The organism is Streptomyces sp. NPDC001407, assembly GCF_042895325.1.
In the GTDB taxonomy this organism is placed as follows: domain Bacteria; phylum Actinomycetota; class Actinomycetes; order Streptomycetales; family Streptomycetaceae; genus Streptomyces.
In genome coordinates this window covers 38844-57751 of the sequence record NZ_JBIAWF010000034.1, presented here as the reverse complement: position 1 = coordinate 57751, position 18908 = coordinate 38844, and the positions used below count along the sequence as shown (strand labels likewise).

The 18908-nt window shown below is 70.3% G+C and carries 15 protein-coding genes and 1 pseudogene; 8 read left to right on the top strand and 8 right to left on the bottom strand.

Annotation, left to right across the window (positions count from 1 at the left end; translation table 11 throughout):
• Positions 1 to 309: 309 nt before the first annotated feature.
• Positions 310 to 1221: a LysR family transcriptional regulator gene (locus ACFY1P_RS32235; RefSeq protein ID WP_361526310.1), complete on the bottom strand. Its 912-nt coding sequence runs from the start codon at positions 1219 to 1221 to the stop codon at positions 310 to 312.
• Between the two features lie 70 nt (positions 1222 to 1291).
• On the opposite strand from ACFY1P_RS32235, the gene ACFY1P_RS32230 reads away from it, so the two are divergent.
• Complete coding sequence (locus ACFY1P_RS32230) at positions 1292 to 2428, top strand: TDT family transporter (RefSeq protein ID WP_390752620.1); 1137 nt, start codon at positions 1292 to 1294, stop codon at positions 2426 to 2428.
• On the opposite strand, the gene ACFY1P_RS32225 is transcribed toward ACFY1P_RS32230, so the two are convergent.
• Complete coding sequence (locus ACFY1P_RS32225; protein ID WP_390752619.1) at positions 2376 to 3101, bottom strand: helical backbone metal receptor; 726 nt, start codon at positions 3099 to 3101, stop codon at positions 2376 to 2378. The genes ACFY1P_RS32230 and ACFY1P_RS32225 overlap by 53 nt on opposite strands.
• Before the next feature lie 158 nt (positions 3102 to 3259).
• On the opposite strand from ACFY1P_RS32225, the gene ACFY1P_RS32220 reads away from it, so the two are divergent.
• Positions 3260 to 4912, top strand: a complete 1653-nt coding sequence (locus tag ACFY1P_RS32220) for an FAD-binding oxidoreductase (protein ID WP_390752618.1) — start codon at positions 3260 to 3262, stop codon at positions 4910 to 4912.
• Between the two features lie 301 nt (positions 4913 to 5213).
• Here the strand turns inward: ACFY1P_RS32220 and ACFY1P_RS32215 are convergent, their stop codons facing one another.
• From ACFY1P_RS32215 to ACFY1P_RS32190, 6 genes and pseudogenes are all read right to left on the bottom strand, one after another.
• Entirely contained in the window at positions 5214 to 5591 is a 378-nt protein-coding gene (locus ACFY1P_RS32215; protein ID WP_180360588.1) for a nuclear transport factor 2 family protein, read from the bottom strand.
• 210 nt (positions 5592 to 5801) lie between these two features.
• Positions 5802 to 6251 carry a hypothetical protein gene (locus ACFY1P_RS32210; protein WP_361526320.1) on the bottom strand — a complete coding sequence of 150 codons (450 nt, stop codon included), beginning with the start codon at positions 6249 to 6251 and terminating at the stop codon, positions 5802 to 5804.
• Between the two features lie 139 nt (positions 6252 to 6390).
• Positions 6391 to 6615 (bottom strand): DUF397 domain-containing protein, encoded by a 225-nt coding sequence (locus ACFY1P_RS32205; RefSeq protein WP_361526323.1) that lies wholly within the window; start codon positions 6613 to 6615, stop codon positions 6391 to 6393.
• Positions 6591 to 6908 carry a Scr1 family TA system antitoxin-like transcriptional regulator gene (locus ACFY1P_RS32200; RefSeq protein WP_390752617.1) on the bottom strand — a complete coding sequence of 106 codons (318 nt, stop codon included), beginning with the start codon at positions 6906 to 6908 and terminating at the stop codon, positions 6591 to 6593. Before ACFY1P_RS32200 ends, ACFY1P_RS32205 begins: the two co-directional genes overlap by 25 nt.
• Positions 6909 to 7292: 384 nt before the next feature.
• A complete protein-coding gene (locus ACFY1P_RS32195; RefSeq protein ID WP_361526328.1) occupies positions 7293 to 7583 on the bottom strand; it encodes a hypothetical protein in 291 nt (96 codons plus the stop codon).
• Positions 7584 to 7991: 408 nt separating this feature from the next.
• A pseudogene (locus ACFY1P_RS32190) lies at positions 7992 to 11802 on the bottom strand (ricin-type beta-trefoil lectin domain protein); the annotation flags it as partial.
• A gap of 1344 nt (positions 11803 to 13146) precedes the next feature.
• Between ACFY1P_RS32190 and ACFY1P_RS32185 the strand changes: the two are divergent.
• The 6 genes from ACFY1P_RS32185 (at position 13147) to ACFY1P_RS32160 (ending at position 18879) form a co-directional block, all read left to right on the top strand.
• Positions 13147 to 14496 (top strand): hypothetical protein, encoded by a 1350-nt coding sequence (locus ACFY1P_RS32185; RefSeq protein WP_390752616.1) that lies wholly within the window; start codon positions 13147 to 13149, stop codon positions 14494 to 14496.
• A 134-nt stretch (positions 14497 to 14630) separates the two neighbouring features.
• Positions 14631 to 15752, top strand: a complete 1122-nt coding sequence (locus tag ACFY1P_RS32180; RefSeq protein WP_390752615.1) for a glycosyltransferase — start codon at positions 14631 to 14633, stop codon at positions 15750 to 15752.
• Entirely contained in the window at positions 15749 to 16015 is a 267-nt protein-coding gene (locus ACFY1P_RS32175; protein WP_361526378.1) for a hypothetical protein, read from the top strand. The genes ACFY1P_RS32180 and ACFY1P_RS32175 overlap by 4 nt, the downstream gene beginning before the upstream one ends.
• Positions 15997 to 16725, top strand: a complete 729-nt coding sequence (locus tag ACFY1P_RS32170; RefSeq protein WP_361526342.1) for a hypothetical protein — start codon at positions 15997 to 15999, stop codon at positions 16723 to 16725. Before ACFY1P_RS32175 ends, ACFY1P_RS32170 begins: the two co-directional genes overlap by 19 nt.
• Positions 16726 to 16810: 85 nt before the next feature.
• A complete protein-coding gene (locus ACFY1P_RS32165) occupies positions 16811 to 17632 on the top strand; it encodes a DUF6065 family protein (RefSeq protein ID WP_390752614.1) in 822 nt (273 codons plus the stop codon).
• Positions 17629 to 18879 (top strand): glycosyltransferase, encoded by a 1251-nt coding sequence (locus ACFY1P_RS32160; RefSeq protein WP_390752613.1) that lies wholly within the window; start codon positions 17629 to 17631, stop codon positions 18877 to 18879. Before ACFY1P_RS32165 ends, ACFY1P_RS32160 begins: the two co-directional genes overlap by 4 nt.
• Positions 18880 to 18908: the final 29 nt, after the last annotated feature.

Sequence of the window (18908 nt, the reverse complement as noted above, 5' to 3'; positions counted from 1 at the left end):
GCCGCGGCGGCGGGGGGGGGGGGGGGCGGGGGGGGGGGGGGGGCGGGGGGGGGGGGGGGGGGGGGGGGGGGGCCCCCCGCCGCTTGCGGCGCTTTGTTCCCCACCCCGCCCCTTCCCGAAGCTGGGGGCAAGCCCCCAGACCCCCTGACCGCGCTTCGCGCGGTGTCCTCAAACTCCCCCAGACTTCGTCCGGGGGGACCCCCAGCAGGGCGCTCTCCGCCGCAGGCGGCAACGGACCCGCGCATGGGGGTCTGGGGCAGCGCCCCAGTTTCGGGAAGGGGCGGGGCTGGGGAACAAACCCCCGCCCACTTACCCCCGCGTCAAAGACAAAAGCTCCCGCCCCGGCCCCACCGGCACATGCCCCACCCGCCAGACCGCCCGCAGATCGCGCCGCAGGCAAACCCCCACCGCCACCTCCACAAGCCGCCGAGAAGCAAGCTCCTCACCCACCGCGAGCTCGCTCAGCACGGAAGGCCCGGCCCCGCTCACGACCGCCGATTTCACCGCCGTCGTCGAAGCGAGTTCCAGCAAGGGGTCGGCCACACCCCCGTAGGACGCAAGCGCCGCGTCCAGCACCTGACGCGTCCCCGAGCCGCGTTCGCGCAGGATCAAGGGGGTGGCCGCCAGTTCCGAAGGCGGCAGGGGAGCGCGGCGGCGGGCCCAGGCGTGGGAGGGGGCGACCACGACGACGAGCCGGTCGTGGCCGACGACCGCGCCGTCCAGGTCGGCCGGTACGTCGAGGCCCTCGACGAAGCCGAGGTCGGCCTCGCCGGCGCGCAGCCGGTCGGCGACGGCGGCGGAGTTCCCGGCGAGCAAGGAGACGGCCGTGCCGGGGAGTTGCCGGTGCAGGGCGATGAGCCAGCCCGGCAGCAGGTATTCCGCGATCGTCATGCTCGCCGCCACGCGCAGCCGCGAGTCCCGGCGCCCGCGCAGCGCCCGCGTCCCCGCGTCGAACGCCTCGGCCGCCTCGACGATCCGCCCGGCCCAGTCGGTGACCAGCGCACCCGCGTCGGTGAGCCGGGAGCCGCGCGGCGACCGGTCGACCAGGGCCACGCCGAGCTGCCGCTCCATGCTGCGGATCCGGCTGCTGGCGGCGGGCTGAGTGATGCCCATCTCCTTCGCCGCCCGCCCCAGGCTGCCCAGCCGGGCCACGGCGAGGAGGAGCTCCAGCGCGCCGAGATCGGGCACCCGGTGGGCGAGGGGGCTGCTCGAATCGCTCATAAACCCAGCTTATGTCCTCATAGGCCGGTGGCCTCTGGTTGCACGGAGCGCAATGGGTGACCGTAGAGACATGACCACGCTCGTCCATCCCAGCCCCACCCCCCTCACACGTCACGACTCGCGGCCCGGCGTCCGCCATCTCGGCCCGAACTGGTATGCCGCCGTGATGGGCACCGCCATCGTCGCGAGCGCCGGAGCCGCGCTCCCGGCGCACTCCCCGGGGCTGCGGGTGGCGTACGAGGCCGTCTGGGCGCTGGCCGTCCTCGCCCTGCTCACCCTGCTCGCCGCCCGCGCCGCGCACTGGGCGCGCCACGCCGACCAGGCCCGGCGCCACCTCGCCGACCCCGGCGTCGCACCCTTCTACGGCTGCCTCGCCATGGCCCTGCTGGCCGTCGGCGGCACCACCCTCGCCGTGGGTTCCGGCGTCATCGGCACGCCCGCCGCCGTGGCCGTCGACGCCGTCCTGTGGGTGGCCGGTACCGCGCTCGGCCTGGTCGCCGCGGCCGGCATCCCGTACCTGATGGTCACCCGGCACCGGATCGAGCCGGCCGCCGCCTCGCCGGTCTGGCTGCTGCCGATCGTCGCCCCCATGGTCTCCGCCGCGACCGGCCCGGCGCTGGTCGCGCACCTGCCGGCCGGGCAGTGGCGGGCGGCGATGCTGCTGGGCTGCTACGCGCTGTTCGGCATGAGCCTGCTGATGACGCTCGCCATCCTGCCGATGCTCTTCTCGCGGCTGGTGCACCACGGCCCGCTGCCGCTGGCGATGACCCCGACCCTCTTCCTGGTGCTGGGCCCGCTGGGCCAGTCCACCACGGCCGTGAACAACCTCGCCGACGCGGCACCCGGCGCCGTCGCGGCACCGTACGCACACGCGATGTCCGCGTTCGGTGTTCTCTACGGCGTCCCCGTGATGGGCTTCGCGCTGCTGTGGCTGGCGCTGGCGACGGCCATGGTCGTGGGAGCGTTCCGGCGCGGCATGGGCTTCGGGATGACGTGGTGGGGCTTCACCTTCCCCATCGGCACCTGTGTCACCGGCGCCGCCGCGCTCGCCCGCCACACCCACCTGCACGCCTTCGCCTGGCTGGCCGTCGGGCTCTACGCCCTGCTCGTCGCCGCCTGGGCGGTCGCCGCGACCCGCACCCTGCACGGGCTGGTCAACGGCCGGCTGCTCGCAGCGCCGCGGCCAGCACCCGCGGCGCTTCGGTGAGCGAGGGGCCGTACCACGTGAGGTGACGGCCGCTGACCAGCGCGCACGGCAGCCCGGGGAACGCTTCCGGGCCGTCGTCGGCGGTGAAGCGGTACGGCTCGTCCGGCAGGACGACCAGCCCGGCGCCGCACGAGGTCAACTCCTCCAGGGGCACGCGGGGATAGCGCTCCGCGTGCCCCGCGTGCGTATGGGCGACACCGAGCCGGGCGAGGACGTCCCCCGCGAAGGTGTCCCGGCCCAGGACCATCCACGGCCGCCGCCACACCGGCACCACCGCCCGCACGGCCGGGGCCGTCGGCCGCACCTCCCGCCACGCGTCCTCGGCCTCCGCCAGCCACCCGGGCCGCTCCAGCCCGCACCCCTCCACCAGCACCCGCTCCAGCTCCCCGAACGCCTGCTCCAGGGTGCGCACTTCGGTGACCAGCACCCGCAGGCCCGCCGCACGCAGCGCGGCGAGGTCGGGGGCGCGGTTCTCCTCCTCGTTGGCGAGGACGAGGTCGGGCGCGAGGGCGGCGATCCGGGCCACGTCGGGGTTCTTGGTGCCACCGATCCGGGTCACGTCGAGCCCGGCGGGGTGGTCGCACCAGTCGGTGGCACCGACGAGCAGCCCGGGCGCGGTGACGGCCACGGCCTCGGTGAGCGAGGGGACGAGGGAGACGACGCGGGTGGGCATGACCGCAGGGTACGCGGGGCGGGTCTCTCCTTTGCTTGCGCGGGTGGGCCCCTGGCGGCCCCCGCCGCTGGAGCCTTCCACGCGGACGATCCGCCCAGGAGACTACAGCTCTGACATGTGGAGCCACAGGACTGCTGACGCGAGGGAGACGGACGTAGATGAAGCGACGGGCGGGCCACGAAGAAGCGCTGGGACGACGCCAACTCCTCGCCGGAGCCGGTGCCATGACCGTCGGCGGGGCGGTGGCCGGGCTGGCGGGGCCGACGGGCGCCGCGGCCGCGGCCGAACCGGAGATGCAGGCAGCCCCCGTCCTCGGCCCGGCGACCGTACGGCCCGGCGACCGCCGTTACGACAACCTCCTCCGCGGCAACAACTTCCGCTTCGTCGGCGACCCGGACGAAATCCGCGTCTGCGGAACGACGGAGCAGGTCGTACGCGCCGTCCAGGACGCGGTCCGGTCCGGGCGCCGCCCCGCCGCCCGCAGCGGCGGACACTGCTTCGAGAACTTCACCGCCGACCCCGCCGTACGGACGCTGCTCGACCTCTCGCCCATGGACGCGGTCGGCTACGACACCCGGCGCCGCGCCTTCTCCGTCCAGCCGGGCGCGACCCTCGGACACGTCTACCGCACCCTCTTCAAGGGCTGGGGCGTCACGATCCCGGCGGGCGGCTGTCCGGAAGTGGGCGCGGGCGGCCACTTCGCGGGCGGCGGCTACGGGCCCCTCTCGCGCCGCTACGGCTCCGTGGTCGACCACCTCCACGGCGTCGAGGCCGTGGTCGTCGACCGCGACGGCACCGCCCGCGCCGTCGTCGCCACCCGCGAGCCCGACGACCCCCACCGCGACCTCTGGTGGGCCCACACCGGCGGAGGCGGCGGCAACTTCGGCGTCGTCACCCGCTATTGGCTCCGCTCACCGGACGCCTCCGGCACCGACCCGTCCCAACTGCTGCCACCCTCACCGCAGCGGATGCTGGGGTGCCTGGTCGGCTGGGCCTGGGACGAGAAGATGACCGAGCGGGCCTTCACCACGCTGCTGCGCAACTTCGGCACCTGGCACGAGCACAACAGCGCTCCCGGCTCGCCCTTCGCGGGCCTCTACGCGATCCTCCTGCCCACGCACCGCAGCGCGGGCAGCTTCTTCATGACCGTGCAGATCGACGCGGGTATCCCGGGCGCCGACCGCCTCCTCACCGACTTCATCGCCGCGGTGACCGCCGGCACCGGCCTCACACCCAGCCTCGGCGAACGCCACACGCTGCCCTGGCTCCACGCCACGACCTGGCCGGGCACCGGCGAGCCTGGCGACCTCGTCAGCCGCCGCTACAAGATCAAGGCTTCGTACCTGCGCCGCTCCTTCACCGACGCCCAACTCGCGGCCGTCTACCACCACCTCACGAACTCCGCCAAGGAGCCCCACGGCGGCATGCTCCTGGTCGGCTACGGCGGCGCGGTGCGGTCCGTACGCCCCGACGCGACGGCCGTCGCCCAGCGCGACGTCGTCATGAAGGCCGTCTTCCAGACCATCTGGACCCAGCCGTCCGAGGACGCCGCCCACCTCGCCTGGGTCCGCGCCTTCTACCAGGACGTCTACGCGGAGACGGGCGGCGTCCCGGTGCCGGGCGAGGTCAACGACGGCTCCTACATCAACTATCCGGACACGGACCTCGCCGATCCGCGGTGGAACACGTCCGGGGTGCCGTGGCACGAGCTCTACTACAAGGGCAACTACGCCGAGCTTCAGCGCATCAAGTCGCGTTGGGATCCCCGGAATGTCTTCCGGCACGCGCTGGCGATCGAACCGGCCGGGTAGGCCGCCCGCGGCGCTGCCGGTGCCCCTGGCCGGTGGGGCGTCCACCGCCGCCCCACCGGATTCGCTCGCTGTGACGAAGCTTGGCATGCAGACTTACTGACCGTCTTGTGTCGACTCCCGTGATCCGTAACGCTCCTTGGGCATCCACCGCGTGTCGGAAGGCTGGGCTGAGTGAAGAATCAGCCGCAAAGAGCTGTACCGCCGCGGTGAGGAGCTGACCGAGCGGGTCGCTCGCGAGCTGGCGCCGGGCAGGACCGTGGCGTACAGAGGGCTCGCCTAGTGCTCTGACCGGGAAGGTTCCTCAGGAGGCGAACGGCTCGATCTCCCCCGCGAAGACGATGACCTGGTCGATGAGGCTCCGCCGCAGGTGGACGACGTCCGTTCCCGCCAGGCGGGGGCCCCCGTCCGGTGTGGTGAAGACCCACTGGTACCGGGCCCACTCGTCCGGCATGTCCACCGCCGAGCAGCGCACCATCGTGCCGGTCCCCGCCGGGTGGCGCCGGATGTCCAGCACGAACCGCTCGACCGCCGCGATCCCTTCGCTGCGACCCAACGGCCCCCAGAAGACCACGTCTGAGGTCAGGGCCTGGGAGAGCAGGGCAGTCACATAGCTGTCGTCCGAGGCGTTGAACGCGGAGATGAACGTGTCGATCGCGGATCGTGCGGTCTCTTCCTGCATGCCCCAGTAATACCAGCCGTTCCGCGTGCGCTCATCCCGCGAGCCCTCTTCCGATCACGGTGAACCATCCCGGTCATAGCGTTAGCAGCAGCTCAGCGGGAGCGCGTCACCCCGCCCGCCACATGCGCTCATGCCGTCGCATCAACGCCGGATACACGACGGCGTACCCGGTGCGCCAGGGCCGGGACGTGTGCGCGGTCTTCGCGAGTCTCATGATGAATCCGCCTGCGGACCGGGCGTGAGGGGCGCGGGCGGCAGGCCGAGTACGCCTCGGGCAGCCCTGTCGGCGAGCTCGACGTCGAGGGGGGCGCCGCAGGTCAACGCGATCACCAGGCCCTCCAGGGCGCCGAGATAGGCGGTCGCCGTCTCCATGGCCGGCGGCCCGGGCGGGATCGTGCCGTCGCCGCGTCCCGCCTCGACGCGCCCGGCGATGTCGGTGAGGAGCCGCTCCCTGACCTGCGCGAGCACCCGGCCGACCGGATGGTCCTGACCGGCGAACTCGACCTTCAGGGTCATCATCACCCGGGCCACATCCCGTCGGCAGTAGACCGCGTGGCCCCGCGCGATCGCCATCAACGCCTCGGCGGGGTCCGTCTCATCGGCTGCGAGCCCGCCGACATCCGCGTACCAGGTTTCCTCGACCCACTGCACCACCGCCATGGGTATCGGTGAGGCACCGGCGGGCGGTACCGGAGATTCTGCGCAAGGCGCATATGGCCAACAGTGCGGCTGCTACGGCTGATTGATGAACGCAGAGGAGCCCCGCCGCTCCACGGGGGTGGGCGGCGGGGTTCGGCTTTTACGGGGCCAGGTTGCCGTTCGCGGCCGCGACGGCGGTGACGAAGGCGGACCACGCGGCGGTGGGTGGGGCTATGACGGGGCCGTGGGGGTTCTTGCTGTCGCGTATGGGCACGATGCCGGGGAATTGGCGGGGGGCGATTTCGACGCAGGCGTCTTCCCCTCCTCCGCTGTAGCTGCTCTTGCGCCACACCGAAGCGGTCAGATCAGGTCGTGTGGTGCGCACGGGTACTTCTCCTCAATTGACTTCGCAATGAACGCCCTTGACTGCTCTTCGTTCAAGGCGCCTCGCTGCGCGTGCTCGTAGAGGGCCTCATGCCATGAGACTTCCTCTGGATTCGCGCTGAAAATACCCCGGTTGTAGGTCGCGGTGTACAGCGTGGGCGGCCGTCGTGATCTGGGGTTGATAATCGTCATGAGTCCATGGGCCACGAGGCCGTGGCTGGTGTTCGGGATGATCTGGAGGAGCACATGCGGCTTCTCGGACATTTCCGTCAGGTGTTGGAGTTGCTCCCTCATGACCTCGGCAGTGCGGCCGGGAGGTGAAACCTTCCGACGGCCGAGCCGTGGACCAGGAAACCAGGCCGTTCGCCAGATCCCTGGGAAGACCCAGATCGGGATCGGCGACCGGAACGTTGCTGGTGAAGTCGTCGGGGTCCGCGTAGAACCCCGCATCCGACGTGTACAGGGGCGACTGGTCCCCTCGCGCGCGCACGAGGAGACGACGGGGTTCGTCCTGGTGGCTCATGCGGGGTTCGCTCCTATCATGAGGCCGTCGCTGCTCGAACACGGCTGGGCGGCCTCCCACCCGGGCAGCTGACCAGCCCTCCGGAAATCGCCTAGCCAGGCCTGCGGCCTGCCTTCCCTGGCGCACAAGAAGGCGGGCCGCGGCGCTTGGTCGGATCAGTCCCCGATGAAGTACAGGTAGCTATGGCGCGCAATGGCCTGCTCGGCCAGATCGATCACCTTGCCGATGGTCTCACTCTTGCGTTCATCGGCGATCTGCCGCAGCTCCCGCACGAACGGCTTCAACTGAAGCTCATTGAGCATGGTGTCACCCCATGGGTGGACCATGCGCATGAACGACCCTTCAGGCGCGGACTTGCACGCTTCGGTGAAGCTCTCGTCGACATCGTCATACACGTGCGCTACGCGCTCGTGCAGGCGGTTCTCCAGATAGACAGCAATCCCCATGCCTCCTCCTCACGTCACTGGCCTGGTGATCGGATACATGGTTATCACCGCGCCGTACTTGTCCTGGACAAGTTTGAACCATGATGTGGGCTGTCTTCCGGTCGCCTCGGACGTGACCCCGATCAGCCTTTCCGCATCCACGTCGCGCTCGAAGAACCCACTGGAGTTCGGGCCTACAGGATGGGAAGCGAGAGATCTCTCGACCAGTTCGTCCAGGTCGATGCCAGCATCGAACACGCCCTTGTCGGGGGCGACGTTCTTACCTCCGACAACATGCTTTGCTCGAACATATGCCTCACCCTCTTCATCCAGGAGCGGCGGCATACACTCCAACGGGTTGCTGGCCATGGCAGCATGCCTGACCCCCGCGACCTTGACAATCGGGCAACTCGGCATCCTCCTCGCGTCATTTACCCTTTTCCCGGCACCGGCAAGGGCATCGCCCTCCAGGCCAGCAGCCTTCGCTGCTTTCCAGGCGTCGGTAACGCCGACCCCTGTCCTCAAAGCCACGTCAAGCCTGATGACAGCCTTGACCGCTGCGGCTACTTTCTCGCCGGGTACGAACGCGACGGCAGCCCATGCGCATCCGGAGACGTTCCCGCCGTCGCCACCGGGCGTCAGCTGGTGGTAGCAGTCAAGGAAGTCCTGGGTGAGCGCCTTCCAGATGCCGGCGAGGTAGGCCTTGTCGACCTCCTTGACGATGTCCCAGTTGGAGAAGTGCTTGTTGATCTTCTTGGTGAGGCCCTTGTAGGTCTGCGTGTCGAGGAAGACCGTGTCCGACTTCGGGCATCCCGCCTCGCTGGCGGGGACGTCGGGGTTGAGGCACAGGTAGAAGCTGACTGTGGCGTCGAAGTGAAGGGTGAACGTCACGTCGCAGCCCGAGTTGCCCATGCCCAGTACACACGTGGTCGCTTCGGGGTCCCCGGCTGGGGTGACCTTGTCGACGACGTAGAAGGTGTGCTCGATCCCGGTGCCGGCCCCTGTCGAGACCTGCTTGTTGGCCTCCTTCCTCGATGCCTCCTCAGCCGCCTTCTGCGCATCATCAGCGGCCTTTTTCGCGTCTTTCGCCGCTTCCTCCGCCGCGGTGGCATCGGCATCGGCGCGGTCGGCGGCCTTGCGCGCGTCCGTCGCTGCTGCCTGGGCCTCGGCTGCGGCGTTGCGTGCGGCCTGGGCATCGAGGGCGGCTTGGTCGGCGGCGTCGCGGGCCTGTTTGGCGTAGCCTTCGGCGCCTCCGGCAGCCTTGTCCGCGGCGGCCGCGTCTGAAGTCGCCTGGCTGTCGTACTCGACAGTGCGGGCCAAAGATGTCGCTGCTTGTGAGGCGGCCTTGGCGGCGTCGGCTGCGTAGCCGAGGGCTTCCTTCGCGTAAGTGCGGGCGTCCGCGGCATACGAGGCGGCGTTGGCAGCGTGCTGGTATGCGCCCTTTGAGTCTCCCTGCGCCGCTTCGGCGAGGCTCTTGGCGAGTGCGGCCTCCTCCTGGGCGTTCTTGGCGTGAGCCTCGGCGACGGCCCGCTGTTGCTCGGCGATCGACTTCGACGCCTGCCCGGTCAGTACGACCAGGCCGGCTGCCGAGTCGGTGGTGATGTAAGGGGAGCCGAGCTGGATGGCGTCGTTGGCCGGTTTGGCGACCTGCGAGGCGGCGTTGCCGGCGTCCACGGCGGCCTGTGCGGTGACATAGGCATAGCCGGCGGCCTTTGCCGATGCCTTGACGGCCTTGTTTGCTTCCTTGTTCGCCTCATCCGCCTGGGACTTGGCGTTCTTCGCCTCCTTCTCCGCGGCATCGGCCTGCTCGACCGCCGACTTCGCCTCCGAGGCGGCATGTTGTGATGCCTGAATGGCATCCGCCGCAGCGCTGGTCGCTGTCTTCACCGCGGCGTCGGCCTTCAGCTTCGCGGCCTGAGCGCCGTCCGCATCAGACCGGGCGCGCTTGGCCGCCGCCTCGGCGCGGGTGGCCGCGGCGTCCGCGTCCGAGGCCGCCTGGGTCGCAGCGGCCGCTTCGCTGCTGGCCGACCGCGCGGCTGCCTCCGCCTCACCGGCGGCCTTGTCAGCCTGGTCAGCCGCCGCGCGCGCCTCCTTGGCGTTGCTGTCGGACTCGTGCGCGTTGGCGTACGCGTCCTTCGCATCCGCTTTGGCACGTGCCGCGTTCGCTTGCTGCTCGGCATCCCACGCGTCGTCCCGTTTTGCCCTGGCGTTGTCGCGGGCCTTCTCTGCCGCCCTCCGTTTCTCTGCCGCAGTCGTGGCGGCCTCGTTGGCCTTGTTATCGGCGTCCTTAGCAGTCGACGCGTAGGTGTGATTCGGCAGTACGTGCGGCTTCCTTGCGGAATTCCGCCTTCGACTGAGCGGCCTGCGCGAGCGCACGCTCCGCGATGGTCTGGCTGTCGCCACCTGATGCGCGGGTGGCGGCCTCAGCAGTCTCGCCGGCCTTCACCATTGCCTCAAGAGCGGCAACCGTACCCTTGGTGACCTGCGCCTTCTGCTGGCCGACCAGCAGACCACGGCCTCGGGGCGCACCGCCCGCGTCAGCGACGGCGTAGGCGGCCTGCTCGGCGGTGTCCGAGGCGGCGGCGGCCTTCTTCGCGGTGGCCAGCTGGGCCTTGAGGACGGCGAGCTGTTTCTTCGCGCCCGCCTGTGCGTCGGCGGTGCCGGTCTTGGCCTGGTCGAACTGGGCCTGCGGCGGAACGGTGCCGGTGTGGCCGGACGGCTTGACGTCGAACTGCTGCGCGCCCGTGCCGTTGCATCCCCACAGCCACGCGTCATTGCCTTTGTCGTAGGTGTGCAGGTCCAGGCACTTGCCCGTGCCGACGCTCTTCAGGCTCGTAGTGGCACGGAGATTGAACTCCCAAGTCTGCGCCGGAGAACTGTTGCAATTCCAGATCTGGATCTTCGTGCCGTTGTCGGATTTCCCGCCCGATACATCAAGGCACTTCTGCGAGTTGACGTTCTGTAGGTGAAGACCCAAGTCGTCACCGTAGACCTGCCATTTCTGTGCTGCCGATCCGTTGCACGTCCACAGTTGGACGGGGGTGCCGTTGTCCGTCTTCCCGCCCTCGACGTCGAGGCACTTGCCCTGCGCGGCGTGGACCTCTATCACGGCCGGTGCGTCACCGATCCAGGCGGGACCGCCAGGGGACCAGTAACTCTGCCAACGCGCGAGGTGGTCGGCCACCCATGAATGGCCCAGCATTTCCCCGAGGGCCTTGGCGCCGGTGGTGAGGGCGCCGGTGGCGTCCGTGGCGGCGTTCAGGATCTGGTTGCGCTGTGCGGCCTGAGAAGCGATCTCCTGCTGCCACTCCGTGGCAGCAGCCGAGGTGATGCCGCCCAGCGCCTTGTCCGGGTCGATCGGGTCGCGCCACGCGCAGGACGCGAACCGGGATTTCATGTCCTCGACCGCGACGCGGTACTCAGCTGTGCCCGGCTCCGGGGCGGTGCGGGGGAAGTCACCGGAGGAGAGGAAGATACGGGCGTTGTCCGCGCCCGCGTTCTCCCCCGGGGCCCCGTGCATAAACGCGAACCCATTTTGCTCGGCCAGCGCGCGGTTCCACTCGTCCCTCGACATTCCGTCGTGGTCGGGATCCTTCCCGTAGCGCGGGGTGCCCAGGTCGTCAACGGCCTTGAGAGTCTTCTCGTCGGCCTTGGGGGTGGGGTCGGCGTAGAAGTCGCCGTCCTGCTTCCAGAACCGGTCGGCGATCCACTGCGTCAGGCCCGTCTGGGAGTGGAAGTCCTTCAGGCCGTCTCCCGGTGACCCCGGAGGCCAGGCGAAGTCACTGACGCTGAAGCCGGCCGGGTTCGGAAGCCCTTCAAGTGGCTTCTTCCACTTGTCCCGTAGGGCGGCGATGGCATCGAGCTCCTTGCTCGCGGCGTCCCGGTCCTTCTGATAAGCCGCGGCGAGCGGGGTCTTCTCCCAATACTCCCGATTGGCCAGAACGTGGAGCTTGTCCGAAGGCTGGTTGAGACCGTCCTGCGCGAGCTGGGCCATGGACGGCCCGCCCATTCGCAGCACATCGGACATCAGGCACTGATCCTGCCGCGTCTGCTCGGCGGCCGTGTCCTCGTACCAGTCGTACCCATCGCCTGCCGGCCGAGCACCTCGTCCGAGATCCAGCAGGTCAGGTTGGACAGCCAGACCGCTGAGAACGGCCAGGGCGGTGACGGATGTGATGACAGGAGTGAGGGCGGCGGATCTTCGCGATCCGGGTATACGGAACCATGGTCTTGGGCGCAAGAGAGCGTCCCTTCTTCGCTAGGGGTGAGGGCCGAGGCCCGGTCGAAGAGGGGGGTGTGGTCCGGGGCAGGGGTTCAGCGGCGCACAGCACAGGCCGAGTCGGTGGGCTTGAACGGCGAGTGCGGCGGCGTGACGACGTGACCTCTTCCCGGGCAACAGTGTTCTTCTGGCGGCCAGTTGAACGGTGGGCTCGATGGTGAAACAGGTCGAGGCCCGCCTGACACAGGAGTCACCCTAGCCACGGGAACCGTGTGGGGGACAGGGAAAAATTCGGGGCTCCGGCGGATGAGTCCGGGCCGCCCTGCCGCGAGCGCGAGCGTTCCGGAATGTGTGATCAGGCATGTACCTCAAGCTCCGCTTGTGAAGTTCCTGTGAGACGGAACGGGGTGCCCGTACCCCCGGTATCCCTCTCCGGCGACCAAGGGGTGGCGTACGTCACAACTCGGCGGGAACTCCCGCATCCTCAGGCGCTTCCCGCTCTGTGTGCCTCCGATGTGGGCCGCGCCCCTGGAATGCCCGCCCCGCGGGCGACCTCCACGAGCAGAAGCCCGCAAGCGAGCGGCAAGCCCGCCATCACCCCGGCCCACCCCCACACCAAGCACCCCCCCCAGAATCCGTGCGGCCACAGCGAAGTGGTCGCCCGGCCGCGTGGATCAACGATTTATCAACGCTCGCCACATCCGGGAGCCCGCCAAGGGAATCCGGCCGTCCTCCGGAGACGCGCCGGGGCATCGTGTCTCCCGCGATCAGCCGCGCCCGTCGTGCGGCGAAGCCGATAGGTGGACGAATCGCCTGGAACGGGCCTCCGGTCTGTGGTGGGGCTCACGGCTGGATCAAGACCGCGGCGGTGTGCGGTTCCACCGGCCGGGCCGGGGGATGAACGCGCTTCTCGGTAATTCGGTACGCAGGTGCGAGCCGTCCGGTGAAGCCGTCTTGCTGGGGCAATGCAATGGTCGGGCGATGTCAAGAGAGCCTGTCCGGTCGGCGGTCGATAAACGGCGAAAAACCGGCGTGTAGGCGCCGATTCGCCCCCGCGACCAAAAAATCCGGCCGCGCTCCAGGGGCGGTCAATACTTCTGCTGGCTCGCCGATCGGCCCACCAGTGCCGTTCACCGCGCTCCTTTGGTGAACCAGGTAACTGATGCGGCCTGTGAGGTAGTTGAGCGGCAGAACCATCCCCGCTCGGCCGATGGCCGAGATCATTTTCCGCGCAATTGACGCCCCTTCTGGAGAAGTATTGAATTGCCGCTCGCTGCCCCGGAGTTGGGCACACTCCCGCAAATCGCCTGTGAAGGCGCGCCGCCCCCAATCCCTTGACCTTCGACGAAGCGGAGAGAAATCCGTATGAGCACGCCCGCAACTTCCCTTGAGATCGTGGCCGCGGACCCGGAATGGGCCGGCATCCGTACGCTCGGGCACGCCAACCGGTTCGCCACCTGGGACAGTGAGTTCCGCTTCGACGGCCGCCTCCGGGTGCCGATGGGAGTGAAGATCAAGGAGGTCCGGTACTCCTACACCGGCAACGGCCAGGCGGACATGGGCACCGCCGAGGTCAAGCGCGGCCGCGGCGGCATCGACCAGGAGTACGAGGTCATCGACCTCACCTTCCTCGACGACGCCGATGTCATCACCTTCACACTCCGCGGTGACCTCAACGTCGACGCCGACCCCCGCCCGGCCTACTCCCGCACGTACCAGATCCGCGTCGACGTCACCCTCGACAGCGGGGACGTCCGCACGACGAACGCGGAGATCGAGGTGCTCGCGGGCGCCTGGCAGAAGAGCGACCCGGAGAAGGTCGGCCGGCCCTTCGTGCGGCTGCCCTACGACAACAACTGGGGCGGCTCGCCCAACAGCCAGGCCGGCTTCGGCTTCGTGGCGGACAACGGGCGCATCCCCGGTGACAAGTTCATCATCGACCTGGTCAACCTGCGCCAGGGCGAGCAGGGTGTGGCGGGCAGCAACAGTGACCACGTGTACTACCAGCTGGTGCACGAGGACGGCACGCCGTCCCACTACACGCCCACCCCGCAGCTCCAGAAGGCCGAAGGGCACAAGGACTCCGGCACCGGCCGCAAGGTGACCCTGCCGGCGATCGACCTGCGGCAGCTCGGGGACAAGCCGGGGTACTACCGCTTCCTCGTCTGGCCGCAGGCGCAGAACCCCGACGGCACGACGAGTGCCAACAGCTGGGACCCGGCCAAGCTGGAGGACGCCTTCCAGCTCGGCAGCGTCTACTACCGCTACACCGCGCCGCGCACCATCGACCCGGGGCAGCGGGCGACCATCAAGACCGCGCAGCTGAACGTGACGGCGGGTCAGGACCGCTGGATCTACCCGCCGTTCGTCATCCGCAACACCGGTCAGCGGGCGATCGGGACGACCAAGATTGTCTTCACGGCGCCCGAGGGAACGCACTTCACCGAGGACCACGTGGCCTTCACGCGCTGGACGGACGAGAGCCAGGAGGTCGTCGCCCAGGGGGTGCTGTCGGCCGACCGCCGCACCCTGACCTGCCCCGCCGTCGCGCTGAAGCTGGAGCCGAGCGGCCCCGGCAAGGACGCCTGGGTGTCGCTGTACCCGGCCCTCCAGATCGAGAGCAGCGCCCAGGGCCGGCTCCAGGCCGGCATCCAGGTGGGCGACCCGGTCTTCGCCACGGCCTTCGACACGATCGACGTCAAGCCCGCGAACTGACCGGCAGCACAGCCGGACGAGCAGGGTGAACAGGGGATGCGGCACCCCGGCGTGCCGCACCCCCCGCACCCCCGTGCCACGACGACGGCACCGACCACCGCATCGCGCAACCACGGTTCCAGGAGTGCACCCTCATGCGAAGGCCGCGCATCAACCGCAGAGCCCCCCGCGCCCCCATCCCCGAAGAACAGGACGATACGGGCCGAGCGCCCCGCATTGTGGCGCTGATACCGGCCCACAACGAGGCCGAGCGCATCGCGGCGTCCATCGCGGCCCTGTACCGGCAGGAGCACCCGCCGCACCGTGTCGTCGTGGTGGCCGACAACTGCACCGACGCCACACCGGAGATCGCCCGCGCCAACGGCGCGGCCGTCATCGCCTCGCGGGAGAACCGGCACAAGAAGGCCGGCGCCCTCAACCAGGCCCTCGACAGCGTCCTCCACGAGCTGACGGCCACGGACTTCGTCCTCGTCCAGGACGCCGACACCGTACTCCGGCCCTCCTTCGTCGCCAGCGCCATCGAGGCCATGGACCGCACCGTCGGCGCCGTGGGCGGCATCTTCTACGGAGAGCACGGCGGCGGCCTCCTCGGCGCCCTCCAGCGCATCGAATTCCACCGCTACGCGCGCGAGATAGCCCGGCGCGGCTACCGCGCCGACGTCCTGACCGGCACCGCCACCCTCTTCCGCGTCCGCACCCTGCGCGAGCTCAAGGCCGCCCGGCTGGACGGCCGCATCGGCGGCGGCACCTCGTACTACTCCCTGGCCTCCCTGACGGAGGACGACGAGATCACCAAGGCCGTACGGACGCTGGGCTACCGCACGGTGTCCCCGCCGGGCTGCGCCGTCGTCACCGAAGTGATGACCAGTCTGCCCAAGCTCTGGCACCAGCGGCTGCGCTGGCAGCGCGGCGCTCTGGAGAACCTGCGCGACTACGGCTGGACGAAGGTCACCGCCCCGTACATCGTCCGCCAGGGCTTCATGGGCCTGTCCGTTCTCTTCCTCGCCCTCTACCTCGTCTTCACCGCCTGGATGCTGACGCGGGGCCGCCCGGAATTCACGCCGTTCTGGATAGCCGTCGGGCTCGTCTTCGTCGCCGAGAAGGTCGTCACGGCGCGCGGTGCCGGATGGAAGTCGCAGCTGCTGGCGGGCACGCTCGCCGTCGAGCTCGCCTACGACATGTTCCAGCACGCCGTCTACCTGCGGTCCCTGTGGGACATGGCGCGCCGCCGCGAGGAACGCTGGTGCGCCACATGATGTACGGAGCGCTGCCGCCCCTCGGCGCGCTCGGGGCCGGCGGGGCCTCCGCCCTCTCCGCCAGAAAGCCGGGCACCGGCTTCCAGGCCCTCGCCACCGTGGTCGCCGCGACCACCCTGATCATGGCGGGGACCTCGGTCGTCAAACTCCTGCCGCCCCGGCGCCGGTTCACCGAGGGCGCAGTCGCCTGGCGCGCGCCTTCGCGCGGCGCCGCGCACGACCGGATCCGGAAGGACGGCACCGCGTGGATCGCGGTGCCGTGACCGACACCCACCACCACGAGAAGGAGAACCCCGCGATGTCCGAGGAAACAGAAGAAACAAGCGGTGGGATCCACCCTCTGGACGACGGCTCCGAAACCGTCGAGGCCCAGCTGCCGGAGGGCTTCGAAATCCCGGCCGACTCCGAGGTGAAGGTCGAAGCGGTCAGTCCGCAGGGCAGGAGCCTGTGGATTCCGCTCCCGTGGATCCCCGTCCCCACACAGCCGCCGCCCCCGCCGGTGACGACGACGCGTCCGCCCGTGACCACGACTCCGCCTCCCGTGACCACCACCCCGCCCCCCGTCACCACCACGCCCCCGCCCCTCACCGCCACCATCGCGGAACGTACCCCGCAATCGGGCGCTCCGGGCTCCCAGGTGATCGCCTCGGTGCTGGTGACGAACACCGGGGCCACCCGGATCGGCGTCCAGAACGTGGTGCTCACCGCCCCGGCGGGCACGCGGCTCGCCAACGGATACCTGGGCACCTGGCGGGATTCGGAAGGAGACCTCAGCTACCCGGGCACGCTCGCCCCGGGCGGGAACACGTCGACGTGCTCCGGCGTGCCGGTGAACCTCGACCCCGGTGAGTGGGTCGTCTTCTACACCGCCGTCATCATCGACCCGGGTGCCGCGCCCGGTCCCGCGCCCGTCACCTTCGCCATCGGATCACCCGCCTTCGCCACCGGCACCGGTGGTGTCATCGTCGCCTGACCCCGTCTGGCCCCGGAACCGCCGGCGCCCACTCCACAGGCGTGGAGTGGGCGCCGTACTCCGACACCTCACCGGAAAGGGCACGTTGAGCTCCGCAGAACACAACGACCCCGAACCCGTCATGGTGGCCTACCGCCTCCCGGACACCCCGGACATGCCCCTCGTCCCCGCGCCCGCCCAGCGGGACTGGCTGGACCGGACCACCCTCCGCCACGCCTACCGGTGCCTGCCCCTGCGCGTCGCCAACCAGAACGGCTGGTGGATCCTCAACGACAGCACCTTCACCGTGCGCTGGAACGGCGGGGACGCGACGGAGGACCTGACCGTCCGCTACGCCCAGGAGGACGCCCCGGCCCCGGCGATGAGCCACTTCGGCCACGGCATCCTGACCTTCCACCTCCCCTATCTCATCCGGACGCCGCCCGGCTGGAACCTGCTCGTGCGCGGCCCCGCCAACGCCCCCAAGGACGGGGCGCACCCGCTCGAAGGGCTGGTGGAGGCCGACTGGGCCGTCGCCACGTTCACCATGAACTGGAAGATCACCCGGCCCGGCGCCGACATCACCTTCACCGCGGGCGAACCCGTCCTGATGCTCGTGCCCCAGCGGCGCGGGGACCTGGAGAGCCTCCACCCCCGCAGCGCCCCGCTCGCCCGCATGCCGGACGCCGACGACCACCTGGCCTGGAGCCGGAGCCGCATCGAATTCGCCCAGGCGTTCGTGGCCGGCGACCCGGCCGCCGCGGAGGGGTGGCAGCGCCACTACATGAGGGGTACGCACCCGGACGCGGCCCATGCCTTCCCCGACCACCAACGGGTCCTGCGGCTGCGCGGCTTCACGGAGGCCCCCGGCGAGGAGTCCGGCGACCAGCCCGGCGACCACCCCGGCGACGAAGGGACCGCACCATGAGCCGGATCACCGTCGGCATGGCGACCTACGACGACTACGACGGCGTGTACTTCACCCTCCAGGCGCTCCGCCTGTCCCACGCCCCGGAACTGGCCGACGCGCAGTTCGTCGTGGTGGACAACAACCCGTCCGGGCCGGTCGCGCCCGCGCTGCGCGCCCTCGCCGACCGCATACCGGGCTACCGCTACCTGCCCTTCGGGCAGTACGCGAGCACCGCCGTCCGGGACCTCGTCTTCCGGGTGGCGGAGTCACCCGTCACCCTGTGCCTGGACTCCCACGTCCTGCTCGCCCCGGGGGCCGTACGCGCGGTGCTCGACCACTTCGAGCAGCGCCCGGACAGCCGCGACCTGCTCCAAGGGCCCATGATCGCCGACGGGTTGGACGACAGCCGCGAGCCGCCGTCCACCCATCTGGACCCCGAGTGGGGCAGCGGCATGTTCGGCGTGTGGCGGACCGACCCGCGCGGCGCCGACCCCCGGGGGAAGCCGTTCGAGGTGGGCATGCAGGGGCTCGGTCTGTTCGCCTGCCGCACCGATGCCTGGCCCGGCATCAACCCGCGCTTCCGCGCCCACGGCGGGGAGGAGGGGTACCTCCACGAGAAGGTCCGGCGCGGCGGCGGCCGCGTGCTGTGCCACCCGGGCGTCCGCTGGCTGCACCGCTTCACCCGGCCGCAGGGGCCGGCCTTCCCGCTCACCCTGCTCGAACGCGTCCGCAACTACCTCATCGGCCACCGCGAACTCGGCCTCACCACCGACGGTCTGACGGAACATCTGCGTGGCCTGGTCGGCGACGAGCACACGCGGAACGTGCTCGACCGGGCGCGGAGCCAGCTCGACAGCCCCCTCGCCGACTTCGACGCCGTCGTCTGCCTGCTCGCCGACGGCTCCCGCGAGACCTGGTCCCGCGCCCGGCAGGCCCTCGAAGACCTCGACATCGACTGGCTCGCGGAATGGCTCGTGCCCGCCGACACGGGCAACGACCGCGAGGCGGCCCTCCGCCAGATCGCGACGGACGCCGTCACCAGGGGCCTCGACAGGGTGCTGGTCCTCGACGCGTCCTCCCTGTGCGAGCCGGGGTCCGTCGAGAACCTACGCCGGTCCGTCCGCGCGCTGCGAACCGTCACTTGGTCCGTCCGGCCTCTGGGCCCCTCGGCTCTCGCGGTACGGCGGGGGGCCTTCGACCCGATCGGGCGAGGTGATCCCGCGGCACTGGAGGCGGTCGGACCGTGGCTTCGCGGCGGCTGGTGAGAGAGGGGGAGGCGGGGGGTACGGCGGGG